This window comes from Mesorhizobium sp. ESP7-2, assembly GCF_020164715.1.
In the GTDB taxonomy this organism is placed as follows: domain Bacteria; phylum Pseudomonadota; class Alphaproteobacteria; order Rhizobiales; family Rhizobiaceae; genus Mesorhizobium.
On record NZ_JAIUGQ010000045.1, the window covers coordinates 17442 to 30895 of the forward strand.

16 protein-coding genes are annotated in these 13454 nt (G+C 62.0%); 9 read left to right on the forward strand and 7 right to left on the reverse strand.

Annotated features, from left to right (window positions below):
- The first annotated feature begins 8 nt into the window (after positions 1 to 8).
- The 3 genes from LB543_RS28995 (at position 9) to LB543_RS29005 (ending at position 2638) form a co-directional block, all read left to right on the forward strand.
- Positions 9 to 1058, forward strand: coding sequence for an ABC transporter permease (locus LB543_RS28995; protein WP_224616594.1), 1050 nt, complete (start codon positions 9 to 11; stop codon positions 1056 to 1058).
- Positions 1058 to 1843, forward strand: a complete 786-nt coding sequence (locus tag LB543_RS29000) for an ATP-binding cassette domain-containing protein (RefSeq protein WP_140810265.1) — start codon at positions 1058 to 1060, stop codon at positions 1841 to 1843. Before LB543_RS28995 ends, LB543_RS29000 begins: the two co-directional genes overlap by 1 nt.
- A gap of 108 nt (positions 1844 to 1951) precedes the next feature.
- Positions 1952 to 2638, forward strand: coding sequence for a PadR family transcriptional regulator (locus tag LB543_RS29005; protein WP_140761210.1), 687 nt, complete (start codon positions 1952 to 1954; stop codon positions 2636 to 2638).
- Between the two features lie 76 nt (positions 2639 to 2714).
- Here LB543_RS29005 and LB543_RS29010 read toward each other — a convergent pair whose 3' ends face one another.
- Both LB543_RS29010 and LB543_RS29015 read right to left on the reverse strand, forming a co-directional pair.
- Complete coding sequence (locus LB543_RS29010; protein WP_027145771.1) at positions 2715 to 2975, reverse strand: YiaA/YiaB family inner membrane protein; 261 nt, start codon at positions 2973 to 2975, stop codon at positions 2715 to 2717.
- 55 nt (positions 2976 to 3030) lie between these two features.
- Positions 3031 to 3708 carry a PspA/IM30 family protein gene (locus LB543_RS29015; protein WP_140810263.1) on the reverse strand — a complete coding sequence of 226 codons (678 nt, stop codon included), beginning with the start codon at positions 3706 to 3708 and terminating at the stop codon, positions 3031 to 3033.
- A gap of 178 nt (positions 3709 to 3886) precedes the next feature.
- Between LB543_RS29015 and LB543_RS29020 the strand changes: the two genes are divergently transcribed.
- Both LB543_RS29020 and LB543_RS29025 read left to right on the forward strand, forming a co-directional pair.
- Positions 3887 to 4528 carry a TetR/AcrR family transcriptional regulator gene (locus LB543_RS29020; protein ID WP_140761216.1) on the forward strand — a complete coding sequence of 214 codons (642 nt, stop codon included), beginning with the start codon at positions 3887 to 3889 and terminating at the stop codon, positions 4526 to 4528.
- 44 nt (positions 4529 to 4572) lie between these two features.
- Positions 4573 to 4863, forward strand: a complete 291-nt coding sequence (locus tag LB543_RS29025; protein WP_224616595.1) for an HlyU family transcriptional regulator — start codon at positions 4573 to 4575, stop codon at positions 4861 to 4863.
- Positions 4864 to 4883: 20 nt separating this feature from the next.
- Here the strand turns inward: LB543_RS29025 and LB543_RS29030 are convergent, their stop codons facing one another.
- On the reverse strand, positions 4884 to 5789 hold the full coding sequence (locus LB543_RS29030; RefSeq protein ID WP_224616596.1) for a hypothetical protein: 906 nt from the start codon (positions 5787 to 5789) through the stop codon (positions 4884 to 4886).
- Here LB543_RS29030 and LB543_RS29035 point away from each other — a divergent pair.
- A complete protein-coding gene (locus tag LB543_RS29035) occupies positions 5788 to 6108 on the forward strand; it encodes an HlyU family transcriptional regulator (RefSeq protein ID WP_224616597.1) in 321 nt (106 codons plus the stop codon). The genes LB543_RS29030 and LB543_RS29035 overlap by 2 nt on opposite strands.
- Positions 6109 to 6196: 88 nt before the next feature.
- On the opposite strand, the gene LB543_RS29040 is transcribed toward LB543_RS29035, so the two are convergent.
- Positions 6197 to 7231, reverse strand: coding sequence for a class I SAM-dependent methyltransferase (locus tag LB543_RS29040; RefSeq protein ID WP_224616598.1), 1035 nt, complete (start codon positions 7229 to 7231; stop codon positions 6197 to 6199).
- Between the two features lie 199 nt (positions 7232 to 7430).
- On the opposite strand from LB543_RS29040, the gene LB543_RS29045 reads away from it, so the two are divergent.
- Positions 7431 to 9524: a putative bifunctional diguanylate cyclase/phosphodiesterase gene (locus tag LB543_RS29045; protein WP_224616599.1), complete on the forward strand. Its 2094-nt coding sequence runs from the start codon at positions 7431 to 7433 to the stop codon at positions 9522 to 9524.
- 187 nt (positions 9525 to 9711) lie between these two features.
- On the opposite strand, the gene LB543_RS29050 is transcribed toward LB543_RS29045, so the two are convergent.
- Both LB543_RS29050 and LB543_RS29055 read right to left on the reverse strand, forming a co-directional pair.
- Positions 9712 to 10914, reverse strand: coding sequence for an MFS transporter (locus LB543_RS29050; protein ID WP_224616600.1), 1203 nt, complete (start codon positions 10912 to 10914; stop codon positions 9712 to 9714).
- Between the two features lie 185 nt (positions 10915 to 11099).
- Positions 11100 to 11558 carry an Lrp/AsnC family transcriptional regulator gene (locus tag LB543_RS29055; RefSeq protein WP_224596232.1) on the reverse strand — a complete coding sequence of 153 codons (459 nt, stop codon included), beginning with the start codon at positions 11556 to 11558 and terminating at the stop codon, positions 11100 to 11102.
- A 169-nt stretch (positions 11559 to 11727) separates the two neighbouring features.
- Between LB543_RS29055 and LB543_RS29060 the strand changes: the two genes are divergently transcribed.
- Positions 11728 to 12462, forward strand: a complete 735-nt coding sequence (locus LB543_RS29060) for an AzlC family ABC transporter permease (RefSeq protein WP_224616601.1) — start codon at positions 11728 to 11730, stop codon at positions 12460 to 12462.
- The gene (locus LB543_RS29065; RefSeq protein ID WP_224596178.1) at positions 12459 to 12758 is read left to right on the forward strand and encodes an AzlD family protein; all 300 of its coding nucleotides are present in this window, start codon (positions 12459 to 12461) and stop codon (positions 12756 to 12758) included. Before LB543_RS29060 ends, LB543_RS29065 begins: the two co-directional genes overlap by 4 nt.
- Positions 12759 to 12812: 54 nt before the next feature.
- Here the strand turns inward: LB543_RS29065 and LB543_RS29070 are convergent, their stop codons facing one another.
- Positions 12813 to 13448, reverse strand: a complete 636-nt coding sequence (locus LB543_RS29070) for an FMN-dependent NADH-azoreductase (protein WP_140761240.1) — start codon at positions 13446 to 13448, stop codon at positions 12813 to 12815.
- Positions 13449 to 13454 lie beyond the last annotated feature (6 nt).

Genomic DNA, 13454 nt, shown 5'->3' on the forward strand with positions numbered 1-13454 from the left:
GCGAGCCCATGGCCGACGATGCCCGGCATTCTCCGGCCGGCGAAGGCCGGCTCCCCGACGACGCCGTGAAGGGAGCCGACGCCGCACCGCCCCGCAGCGCCTGGAACCTGGCCGCGACGGCTGTCTTTCGGTACCGCGAAGCCAGCATCGTCATCGCCGGCCTGCTGCTGGTGATCTATTTTCAGTATTCCAGCGCGGCCTTTCTGTCGCCGGCCAACCTCGAAAACCTCGTCCAGTTCACCGCCACCACCGCCATCATCGCCGCTGGCGAGGTGATGGTGCTGGTGTGCGGGGAACTGGACCTGTCTGTGGGCATGGTCTATGCGCTGGCACCCTTCGTCATGTACTTCGCCATGGCTGGCGGCGCACCGCCATGGCTCGCGGTGGTCGCGGGGCTCGCGGCGGCGGCATTGGTGGGCGCGATCAACGGTTTCCTCACCACGCTGTTGCGCCTGCCTTCCTTTGTCACGACCCTCGGCATGCTGTTCTTGATCAACGGTTTCACCTTGACCATTTCCGGCGGCTTTCCGGTGCAGCCGCTGGCGGGCGAGCTCTTCACCCGGATTTTCGGCGGCAACCCCTGGGCGGAATTGGCCTGGGCGCTGGCGATCGCGATCGGCCTGCAATTCGTGCTGATGAAGACGCGCTGGGGCCTGCACACCGTCGCCACCGGCGGCAACCCGACTGGCGCCGCCGAGGTCGGCATCAAGGTCCGGCGCATCAAGACCGGCAATTTCATCCTGTGCAGCATGCTCGGCGGCTTTGCCGGGATGCTCGATGCCTTCCGTATCGGCTCGATCGACCCGCTGGCCGGCGGCAGCGAGATCATGTTCGCGGCGATCGCTTCAGCCGTCATCGGCGGCACATTGCTGACCGGTGGACTCGGCACCACGGTCGGCGCCTTCCTCGGCGCGCTCGCGCTGGCCATTCTGAAGGACGGCTTCACCTTGCTGGGCGTCAGCGCCTTCACCTTCGACATGATCCTGGGCGCGGCTATCCTGGCGACAATGACGGTGAATATCCATCTCAGCCGGCTGCGCGACCAGGGAGGCGGATAATGGAACAAGAGGCGGTTTCGGGCGAATTGATGCGGGCCGAGCACATCGCAAAGCGTTTCGGCCAGGTCACGGCGCTGCGCGACGTCAATCTGCGGCTGAAACGCGGCGAGGTGCTGGGATTGCTCGGCGACAATGGCGCCGGCAAGTCCACGCTGATGAAGATCCTTACCGGTTTCCTCAAGCCCACGAGTGGACAGCTCTATCTCGACGGCGTGCCCGTAACGCTGAGTTCGGTCGCGCATGCACGCAGCCTCGGCGTGGAGGCGGTGTACCAGGACCTGGCCCTGATCAATGAGCTGAATGTCTACCGCAACATGTTCCTGCAGCGCGAGGCCGTGTTCGGCGGCCCGCTTGGAATCCTTGACGACAAGGCCATGCGCCGCGCGGCGCTGGCGCAACTGGAGCGCATGGGTGTCAACATCCCTTCGGTGGATGCCGAGGTGTCCCGGCTGTCGGGCGGCCAACGCCAGGCGATCGCCGTCGCCCGCTCGGTCTACCAGAAAGCCAGGATCCTGCTGCTCGACGAGCCGACAGCGGCGATGGGCGCAAAGGAATCGGCACTGATCCTCGATCTGATCCAGCAGCTGAAGGAGGGGGGCGATGTGGGCATCATGATCATAGCGCACAACTACGCCCAGATCTTCGACGTCTGCGACAGGATCAATCTCATCGAGGGTGGGATCATCGTCTTCGACAAGCCCACCTCCGAGACCTCCGTCCAGGAACTGACGGATCTCGTGGTCCGCGAATACCGCAACGCGCGCAAGGGCGTGAGGGGTCGATAGCGTCCTCCACTGGCGCCACTCTCAGATACATCGTAAGATATATCTTGACTCGATCGACCCGCGCGCCTAATTAAGATATATCGTAAGATAGAACTTTAGGAGCGATCAATGCACAATCATTCCGACCACCATCATTTCGGCGAGCGCATGTTCATGCACATGGCCGGCAAGTTCGGCGGCAAATTTGGTGGCAGAGGAGGCGGCGGCTTCGGTCCTTTCGGGGGGAGGGGCGGCGGGCGCGGCCCAGGCGACATGTTCCGCGCCGGACGGATGCTCGCCGATGGTGACCTCAAGCTGATCACGCTGTCGCTGCTGGCGGAGGCGCCGCGCCACGGCTACGACATCATCAAGGCGCTGGAAGAGCGTACTAGTGGCATCTACAGCCCGAGCCCGGGCGTCGTCTACCCGACGCTGACCTTCCTGGAAGAGGCCGGCTACGCTGTCTCGTCGAGCGAAGGCAACAAGAAGGTGTTCTCGATCACCGAGGCCGGGCAGGCGCATCTGGCCGAGAACCGCGAGATGATCGACGGCGTGCTCGAGCATCTCGAACGCTTCGGCCGCAAGATGGCCAAGGCGCGCGAATGGTTCGGCTGGAACGACGATGGCGAGGATCGTCGCGGCGGCCGGGGTGGCCGTGGCGAGCGCTCGGAAACGCGCGACGAATTCCGTGCCATCCGCCACCGGCTGCGCGCCGCACTCGGTGACATCGTCGATGCCCCGGCCGAAAAGCAGGCCGAGGCGATGAGCATCCTCGAAGCCGCGGCAGACGCGCTGGAAGCGCTGACGCACCGCTGATCTCGTGATGCCGCGACTCTTGAAAGCTCAATAGCCCGGGGAGACCCGGGCTTTTCTCGTCAGGCCATTGTCGGCATCATTCCTTGCCGACATATTCGCTGATCAGCTTTTCATTGCGCGCTTTCTCGATCTTGGCGGTGGTCTCGGCGGAGATGCGCTCGTCGGTGCGGTACTTGACCAGGTTCACCAGGCTGCCGGTCAGCAGCAGGATGCCCATGGCCCAGTAGCCCTTGGTCGACAAGTCGACCGGCGCCAGCCAAAGCGACAGGCCGAGCATGAAGTAGGCGGCGCCCACCGAGACGGTGTTGAACATGATGTAGGTCTGATTGCTGTTCATTGTCGTATTCCTTTGATTGGATCGAAGTTGGGTTTGATGTGCAGGTCCAAAATATTCAGTTGATGGTTTTCAGGCGCTCGAGCACGTCCTTGGCGCGCACCTTCACCGCCGGGCCGTGTCCGGCGTCGGCAAGGCGGTCGCGGATCGCCTCGTGACGCAACTCGCCGTCGATCTCATCGAGAATGCCGGCCTCCTCGAACGGATCGCTGCCGGCCTTGATGCGGGCCAAAAGCTCTTCGGCGTCGTTGAGGCTTGCCGAATGGCCGATCGACCTGACGAGGCGTGACTGCGCCTTGCGCTCGGCATCGATGGCCCGGGCCGAGATCATGCCCTGGTTGAGGTCGATGATGCGGCGGTGCGCCCGCTCCACCGAAACGCGCATCCGCAAGGTCTTTTCGCCAAGGCTCTGCACCGTGGCGCGGCGGACCTCGCGTTCATTCTCCAGTTCGGCGATGGCCGCGGCACCGCTCTCGGCCAGTCCGCTGTTGCCGGCGGCCAGTGCGCTGATGGTGCGTGCCTCCAGGTCGACGTGGCGGCGATCGAGATGCTCGAGGCCGGCCTGCTCGGCACGCTGGCGCACGATCAATGAGGCGAGTGTCTGCTTGGCGGCGGCAAGACCCGCCTCGGCATCGCGGATGCGCTGCGCCAGAAGGTCGATGGCGAAGCGATCCTTGAGGCCGTCCTCGGCCCGTGCGCCGGCGCCGTCGAGCAATGTTCTGATCAGGCTAAGCATGGTTCTTCTCCCTTCGAAGTTTTGGTGAACGATGTTCACAAACTCAACATAGCAGGAAATGAACTGTGTTCAAGACGATTTTGAACACTGTTCACGACATCCGGGATATGGTAAACGAAGGGAAATCGGGGGTTCGAAAAAGCGTGCCATCAAAAGCACGCGCATCCAAAGGACTTATATGGCGCTGGACAAGGAAGAGACGGGCGAGCGGGTGCTGGCCATTGCCGAGACGCTGCTCGACGAAGGCGGCATGGACAATCTGAAGGCGAGGACCATCGCCGAACAGGCGGGCATCTCGGTCGGCTCGGTCTACAATCTGTTTTCCGATCTCGACGGCGTGCACCGCGCCGTCAACATGCGGCTGCTCGACCGGCTGGGGGTCGCGGGCGCGGCGGCGATGGCCGATCTTGGCAGGCGCGGCATTACCGACGTGCGCCAACGGCTGATGGCGCTGGCCGGCGCCTATGTTCGCTTCGTCGAGGCGCATCCCGGCAGCTGGCCGGCGCTGCTGGCCTTCAACCGGAGGCGTCCGGTGCTGACCGAGCCCGATGTCTATGAGGCAAGGCTCGACCAGTTGTTCGAGATCATCGCCAGCGTCCTTGCCGATGGCGGCTTCGATCTCGACGAGGACACGCGCCGGATCGCCGCGCGAACCCTCTGGTCAAGCGTGCATGGCATCGTCACCAGCGGGTATGCGGGGAGGTCCGAGCGCCGGCAGGCCGACGAGATCGACCGGCAGATCGAGCTCCTGGTCGCCGTCTTCATCAGGGGGCTGGAACGCGGCGGCACATTCGCGCATGCTGGGAAGACAACGTCGTGAATCGCATACCGACGGCGATCGCAGGCGACAAGGAGATCTGAGCGATGTCTTTTTTGAAACGTCTTTTCGGCGGCGGCGGCGAAGCGGCCGAGCCTGGAAGTGCCGCGCCCGCCAAGCAGGTCGAGCACAAGGGTTTTACGATCAGCGCCACGCCCTACAAGACAGAAGGTCAGTACCAGACGTGCGGCGTCGTCTCCAAGGAGATCGACGGCGTGGTAAAGGAGCACAAATTCATCCGCGCCGACCGCTTCGCCGGGCTGGACGACGCCGTCGACATCTCGATCAAGAAAGGCATCCAACTCGTCGACGAACAGGGCGATCGGATTTTCGGGTAGAGCAGAAGACGCGCCATACCTTACTGACGCAGATGCACCAGTTCGTCCGGGATTGGAGTGACCGCCGGCGCGGGAGCAACCGTTGGCGTCGGTGCGGCCGTCGCCGGGGGAGTGACCGTAGCGTCAGATCCACCAATGACATAGCCCGGCTCTTCCGAGTACGAATAGACCTTCGTTACGATGCCTGATTTAAGCGCTTCAGCGTCCCAGACGTTATATAGGCCCTGCGGTGTTGCCAGCCCCATCATGGCGAACACATCGGCGCTGTTGAGGCCCATTTCGTCGAAATAATCGGACATCATCTGCTTCAGCGCCGGATCAACCACCGTCGAAATTTCATCGAGATTTCTTCTGCCGTTGTGCATTCGGGGTTTGTTCCGGCCGTTCGTTATCTGATGGACGGCGATACGGGCAGTGGCAGCCGCGGCGCGAACCCGGCCTCCGGCCAAGGCCCATGGGCAAGCCGAGAAACAGTACGCCCCGCCAGAATGAACTTCCCCTTCCGACCAGCCGTCCTTCACGATCTTTTCCGGACAGCGCGGAACCAGCATCGGGCAGCCGTTCAACTGCGTCCTGCCTATCGCGGTTTCGAGGCTGGCGTCCCGGATCATGTGCCCGATCGCAAGCGCCGCATCCACGTTCCCGCCGCCGGACTGAAACACGATCGGAAGTCTCTGACCCTTCAGACTCCGCAGAAACTTCTCAAATTGTCTGTCTGTATCAGGTTTAATGATACCTTCTGCGGATATCCATTGGATGCAGCTTACATTGCAATCGCCGTTCCGAACCAAAATGAAATTCATAGGCCATTCTTCGGGCGCTTTCTGCTTTGCGGCGCCCGACGAGGTGCCAACCAAGGTCAGGGACGCAAAGAAACCTGCAACAATCAAGCGAAAGACTGCCCGCAAGTTCAGGCGAGTTGCCATGATGGAAAACCCCCACAAAAAAATTAGGAGAATAAAGTCTACGGTTTGGGCCTTTGTGGCACAATCTTTTTTAGAAAGCTGCAGACGAGAGTATAGCTTTAAGAAGAAGCAAGTCCGCTTTGTGTTGAAGACAGCAATCGGATTTCTCGAAATATGCTCCTGTTCGGCAGCTCGTGCACCAGCAGCAAAGCCGCCGCGTCGCGTAGATGGCCAATCCATCCGCGCCGACCGCTTCGCACCGCTGTACGACGCCGTCGATATCTCGATCAAGAAGGGCATCCAGCTGGTGGATGAACAGGGCAAGCGGATTTTTGGGTAGGGCAGGCCATCCCCGAAAGACTCCCTCAAGCACTCCGGCTGAAGCGCTTCGAGGTCCTTACGTCAGCCGGTGTGCCGTCAGGCGGGTATTATCCGCGCTTTTGGATAACGCCGTAGAGCACGTTGCGGTTCTCGCCGAAATACACCTGCGCCTCGACTGTGTTGCGGTCGACGCTGGCATTGATGATGTTCCACATGTCGACTTCCGACCGCAGCAGCAGCACCCAGTCCATGAACGTCTCCCGGTAGCCGGCGTCAGGAGTGCCCTCGGCGTAGTTGGCGAACAGGAATGTCCCGTTCGGCTTCAACATCTGCAGACAGGTCTTGGTGAGTTTCACGGCGACATTGTGCTGGAGGTAGTCGTAAAGGCCGGAGGCATAGATGAGATCGAACTTGCCAAGCTTGTGGCCCCTGGTGAGCACGGTCCGTACCGAGCCGTCGATGGCTTCGACCGCGGTGCCCTGGAAATCGCGCGCGATCAGTCCGACGCTCTGGGGATCCTGGTCGAGCGCGACCCAGCGCTTGAGGCCGCCCTCGGCCAACGCGGCCGAACGGTTCGCCTCGCGCAGATGGCCTGCTGCGATAGCCAGGACTTCGGTATCCGATCCATTCCTGGCCGCGGTCTCATCGACATAGCGGGTCAGAAGATCGCGCCGCTCGCGGGCCGCCACGCATGACGGAACGTTCTGGGTATGGCTGTAAAGCGCCTTGCCGATCTCCGAGGCGCTTGCCACGCTCTCGGCCACGTGCGGGTCACAATAGATGTAATCGAGCAACTGCGCGTCGCCGGAATAACCCCTGGGCTTGGTGAAGGACCAATGCGTCAGCGGATCCTCGAGAAAGTACTTCTGGAGCGGGTGGTTCTGCGCCAGCGGTATCAGGGCTCGCCACACGTCGGGAGGGACCTTGGCACGCAGCGCGTTGAGAAGCGACAGCAGGCGGCGAACGATCTCGGCGGGAAATTTTTGCTGCTCGACCTGTTGCTGTGTCGTCAGGAGGATGAGCGCCAGCTCTGCGCGAGCGGTTTCGAACGCTTCGCTGTGATGCTCGATTTTTCCTCGCGGTAGCCCGCCGGCGATCGCCTCCGCAGTGATCAGACTCTGGCCATCAAAGACAGTTTGCACACCAAGACTCCATAGTTAACAGTCAGTTAACTTATTGCTTAGAATATTCGATTTGCCAATGTCGGCTCACCGGCATTTTATCGGTATGATTAATTTCCCGCTAACCATGTCAATTCTTTGGGGTTTTTAGGGAGGGGATTCCGGGTTCGAGTTAACGGAAACTTGTCCTGCGTCGTTGCATTTGATCGCGCGGCAAGACATGTCGCGCCCAAGGAGTCGGTCTGCGTTGGGGGCAGAAGCTGCAAAAGAATTCGGAACGCGAAATCCCCCTCAGCCGGGATTTGTCGTGAACGAGCGCGCGTCATCCCGAGCGGCCGAAGCGGTGGCTTCGGAACCGCACGATCCGCGCCAGGAGCTGGGGGCGGCCGAACTTCGCATCCTTTACCGCACGGAAGCCCAGGCGAAGCGAAGGAAGGAAGCCAGGCCAGGCCTTTGGATCGCCGTCGTCATCTATGTCTTGTTTTCGGTATCGGATCTGCTGCTGATACCGGATGTGGCCGCCCTTACGATCACGGCCCGCTTCGCTGTCGGATTGACCGCACTGCTGGTGCTAGAAACGCAGCTTCGCCGGGGAGCCGCCACGGACTGGCTTGACGTAACCTGTGCCGGGGCCATCATTTTCGGTTATCTCGGCTGGCTTTACCCTGCCTCCATGGGAGCGAACAAGGAAAGCGTTGCCTATTATATGGTCTTTGGCACCATTTTCATGATGAGTGCCAATCTTTTCTTCACGTTCCGGTTCAAAGTGTCGATCATAACGTCGACCATAATTTTGTGCATCTTGTATGTGGTGAACTACTTTCTACCCGCATCGCTGACATACAAGATGGTATTCGGCACCTTCTACGTTTCGTGCTTCACGTTCACATCCTATGTTAACTGGAAGCTGAACGAAGAACGCTACAACGTCTTCCTGAACGCGCTGGAAGCCAAGATCCAGCACAATGAGGCCACCGAGCGCGGCAAGGCCCTGCTCAGGCTGTCGCGGACGGATCCGCTGACAGGTCTGGAGAACCGGCGCGCCATCGACGAGAAACTGCGCGACTACTGGAATGACTGGCAAAAGCTTGGCCATGGTTTTGCGGCGATCCTCATCGACGTCGACTTCTTCAAGAAATTCAACGACTGCTATGGCCATCAGGAAGGCGACCGCTGCCTGATCCAGGTCGCCGATGCGCTCAGTGAGCTGATCAAGCAATATGATGGTTCCATCGGCCGCTATGGCGGTGAGGAATTCATCGTCCTGGCCCGCATGGACAGGAAAGACCAGGTCGCGGATCTGGCGGAAGCCATTTGCCGCACGATCGAGAACCTGGCGATCGCGCACGAGTTGCGGCGGGATGGCGTCGCGATCGTGACGGCGAGCGTGGGCGCGGCGTTCACCAGGAAGCAGACCGCCGCCAAGCTGGAGAAGATCATCCACGAGGCCGATCGAGCGCTCTATCTGGCAAAAGCCAGCGGCCGAAACTGTGTCCGGCTGTTCGATCCGACCGACCCCCAAAGCAGCGACGAGAGCGAGAACCTCGCGGCTTTGCTGAAGATCGCGATCGGCCAGGATCTCGTTTCGCTCGTCTATCAGCCCATCCAGGACGTCGCGTCGGGCAGGGTCGATGCCGTGGAGGCGCTGATGCGCCTCAAGATGCTGGACGGCTCCCTGGTTCCGCCGAGCCTGTTCATTCCCGTCGCGGAGCGGACCGGCGCCATCCTCGAGCTCGGGCGTTGGGCAATAAGGACCGTCTGCGCCGAGCTCCTGGCGCAGGATCACGTGCGCGTCGTCAGCGTCAACGTCTCGCCGATCCAGCTCAAGACGCCCGGCTTCGCGACATCGGTCGCGACCATTCTGGGCGAGACTGGCGTAACCGGAAACAGGCTGGCCTTCGAGATCACCGAGGGGCTGGAGATGGAGATGCACTCCGACATCCTGCGCTGCATTAGCGACCTTAAGCTGCTCGGCATCAGGATATGGCTCGATGATTTCGGGACGGGCTTCGCCGGCCTTTCGTGGCTTCGCCTCATCGATTTCGATACGGTCAAGATCGACCGCTCGTTTCTCCACGACTGCGGCACCCCCAAGGGCATGGCGATGCTGCAGGACATCATCGCGCTGGTCAGAAATCGCGGCCACAAAATCCTGGTCGAAGGGGTGGAGACCGAAGAGCAGATGCTCCTCATGCGCCAGTTCGGCATAGACAAGGTCCAGGGCTTTCATGTCGGCCGCCCGGCTCCGGCCGCGAATTTCCAGGCCAAGCGGGCCATTCAAAAGCGGCCGTTCACGGTTCTCAAGTCGGCGTGACGGCTAAGCAGGCGGTGGCTTGACCGGCCATCGGCCCATCAAGCGCCCGTTTGTTACCTGGCCACGATTGCCGTCCGGCCGTGCCTACAGCATGTCGCGGCGAACAGGATTCGCCCGACCTGCTGTAAGCTTCTGATTTTATGCATGTCGTTATCCCGGAACCGAGGGCACTTGCGGGCGACATGCATTATGCCGGCTGCAACGCCCTGCGTGGCAGCGGCGGGAAGGCGATGGCTATGCCCGCGGCGCCCAGACCGATGAGAGCCGAGCCGATGAACAGCCAATGGTAGCTGGCATAGGCGTCGAAAATCATGCCGCCGGCAAGCGGCCCCAGCGCCATGCCGAGGCTGGAGAGCATGGTGGCGGCGCCGAACACGGTGCCGAGGATACGCTGGCCGAAATATTCGCGCGCCAGCACCGCGTAGAGCGGCATGACGCCGCCATAGGTGGCGCCGAAGATGACGGCCAGCATGTAGAACTGGTCGAGCCGGCTGATCGAGAGATAGGCGGCAATGACGATCGCCTGGATCGCCAGCCCCGCGATCAGCACCGGCTTGACGCCCAGCCTGTCGGCCAGCACGCCGTAGAGCAGCCGGCCGCCCAGGCCAGCCAGACCCTCGACACTGTAGATCGAGACAGCGGCCATCGGGGCGACACCGCACAGCATGGCGTAGCTGACCATGTGGAAGATCGGGCCGGAATGGGCCGCGCAGCAGGCAAAGAAGGTCAGCCCCAGCACGATGAATTGCGGCGAGCGCAGCGCCTGCCCGACCGTTAGGCCGGCACCTTCGGCTATCGGCGCCGCGGCCGCATCGGAGGCGGCGGGCTTCGGTGGCTGTCGCACCAGAAGGACGGCGGGCAGCAGGAGCACCCAGGCCATGAGGCCGATGTCGAACATGGCCGTGCGCCATTCATAGGTGGAGATCAGCCAGCGGGCCAAGGGCGAGATCGTCATCGGCGCCACGCCCATGCCGGCCGAGACCAGGGATACCGCCAGCCCGCGATTGGTGTCGAACCAGCCTGATGTCAGCGCGATCATCGGCGCGAAGAAGGCGCTGGCCGCGAGCCCGACGAGCACGCCATAGGTGATCTGGAAGGTGAGAAGCGAACCGACGCGGCTTGCCAGCACCAGCGCCAGCCCGAGCAGCACGGCACCGATCGTGACGACGATGCGGGCGCCGAACCGGTCGGACAGGGCGCCCCAGGCGAAGCCGCCGAGGCCCATCACCAGGAAATTGAGCGTCATGGCGCTCGAAATGCCCGCGCGCGACCATTGCGTGTCGATCGCCATCGGCTCGAGGAAAATCGCCAGCGAAAACATCGTGCCGATGGCGACACAGGACATCAATGCGCCAGCCGCGACGATGACCCAACGATAGGAAAGGTTCATGTTTCTTCTCCCAGCCGGGTGCAGGATCGATCTTTCGACGCCGCCCGGCAATTCCGGCTGCGTCCGAAGGACGTTCGAGGCGTGCTCGGATCGACATTCCAGATGGAAATTTTTATAGGGCCAGGCGATGGCATGCGCCTCGTCAAATGCGCTGACGATCCACCGGCGCGAGACATTTCAAAGGCTCAGATCGGCAGTTCCGATGTATACTTGATCGTCCAGCTGGGAACGTCGGTCTTGACGTTCTGCACGCCCTTGATGCGGCTCAGATGCTCCGACTGGAAACGGCGATAGTCGTTGATGTCAGCCGCTACCACGCGCACCAGGGCGTCGCAGTCGCCGAGCATGAGATAGCATTCCATCACTTGCGGCAGCTTGGCCACCTCGGTGGCGAAATGTTCGATCGTGTCCTCGTCCTGCGTCTTCAGCCAGATGCGGGTGAAGAAGGTGAGACCCTTGCCGATGCTGGCCGGATTGAGCACGGCGACATAGCGGTCGATGACGCCGGCTTCCTCCAGAAGCCTGACGCGCCGCAGGCAAGGCGAGGGCGACAGGCCGACCTCATTGGCCAGATCATTGTTGGCCATGCGGCCGTCGCGCTGCAACGCCCGCAGGATGCGTTTGTCGATCTCGTCGAGCGTCATGGCGTTGAATTCCATTTTCCTGCCGATATCTGACACTGAATGCCAAAATTTGGCGAAAGACAACAATCTTCGCAACCAAATTGCCGAGAGGTGTAGGTATGTTTTGCCTCTGACATCACAGACTTCAAACGCAGGGCAGGGCGGCTGTGAGGCCGGCCTATGGCAGACCATGAGCATTTCACAGGCAGTCGAAACAGCCGGCAATGGTTCGGAATCCGAGTTCCGCCGGGGCGTGGCGTCCTGCGCGCCGGTGCTGCTCGGCACCATCCCCTATGCGCTGGTGCTCGGCGCCCAGGCCACACAGAAAGGGCTGAGCACGGTCGAGTTGTCTGTCATGACGGGGCTGAACTTCGCCGGCGGCTCGGAATTCGCGGCGATCCAGCTGTGGACGTCGCCGCCGCATATCCTGCTCATTGTCGCCATCACCTTCCTGGTCAACAGCCGGCATCTGCTGATGGGTGCGGCGCTCGCGCCGTTCCTGCGCGCGAAGCCGCGGCGCAAGGTTTTCCCGGCGCTGTTCTTCATGTGCGACGAAAGCTGGGCGCTCGGCCTGACCGACGCCAAACAGCGCGCCGCCGTCGGTATCGCGCCCGCCTTCAGCCCGCGCTATTACATGGGCGCGGCGCTGGCGATGTATCTGGCGTGGGTATCCTTCACCACGCTCGGTGCCTTGCTCGGCCCGATGCTGGGCGATGTCGGGACCTTTGGTTTCGACATGGCGTTTCCGGCCGTCTTTCTGGTGCTGATGCGCGGCATGTGGAAGAGCGTGGCGGCGGCACGGCCCTGGCTGGTCAGTCTGGTCGTCGCGGCCCTTGTCTATCTCTTCATTCCCGGCGCCTGGTATGTCGCGGCGGGTGCGGTGTCGGGGCTGCTTGCTGCCTGGTTGATGGCAGGTGATGGATGATCGACGCGACGACCCTTCTCACCATCGTGCTGATGGCCGGCGTCACCTATCTGACGCGGATCGGCGGCTATGTCGTCCTGCGCAACCGCGTGCTCGGTGCTCGCGCCACAGCGGTGATGGAGGCCGCGCCCGGCTGCGTGCTGATCTCTGTTATCGCGCCGGCCTTCGTGTCGCGCAATCCGGCTGATCTTGCGGCATTGGCCATCACGCTGGCGGCGGCAACGCGGCTTTCCATGCTGCCGACCGTGCTGATCGGGGTCGCTTCGGCCGGCCTCTTGCGGCATCTGATTGGCTGAAACGAAAAGGCAGGCGCGAACGCCTGCCTTTGATAAGCCATACGGATCAGTGGCTTACGCGGCAGCCGCTACATCACGGCTGGCGGCAACCAACGCATCGACCTTGGCGGTCGCCTTGGCAAGCGCTGCTGTCACCGCGTCAGGGCCCTTGGAGATACCTTCGATGCGGACGACTTCGACATCGGTCATGCCGTTGAAGCCGAGCGCAGTGCGCAGGTAAGGGATGGCGTGGTCCATCTGCACGGCAGCGCCTTCCGAATAGATGCCGCCGGAAGCCAGCACGACGTAGACCTTCTTGCCGGTGACGAAGCCCTTGGGGCCGTTCTCGCCGTAGGCGAAGCTCTTGCCGGCACGAGTTACGTGGTCGACCCAGGACTTCAGCGTCGAAGAGACGCTGAAGTTGATGAAGCCAGTGGCCAGGATCACGGTGTCGGCGGCGAACAGTTCGTCGAGCACGTCATCGGAAACGCCGACCACCTCGGCCTGGCGAGGGGTGCGCGCTTCAACCGGCGTGAAGATGCCTGCCGCATAGTCGGCATCGATATGCGGCAGCGGGTTGGCGACGAGATCGCGCACGACGAGCGTGTTCGACGGGTCGGCGGCGAGAAGCTTCTGAGCGAATTCGGTGGCGATGCGGGTCGAATGCGAGTCAGCGCCGCGCGGGCTTGAGGTAACAAGAAGAATGGACATAGCGGG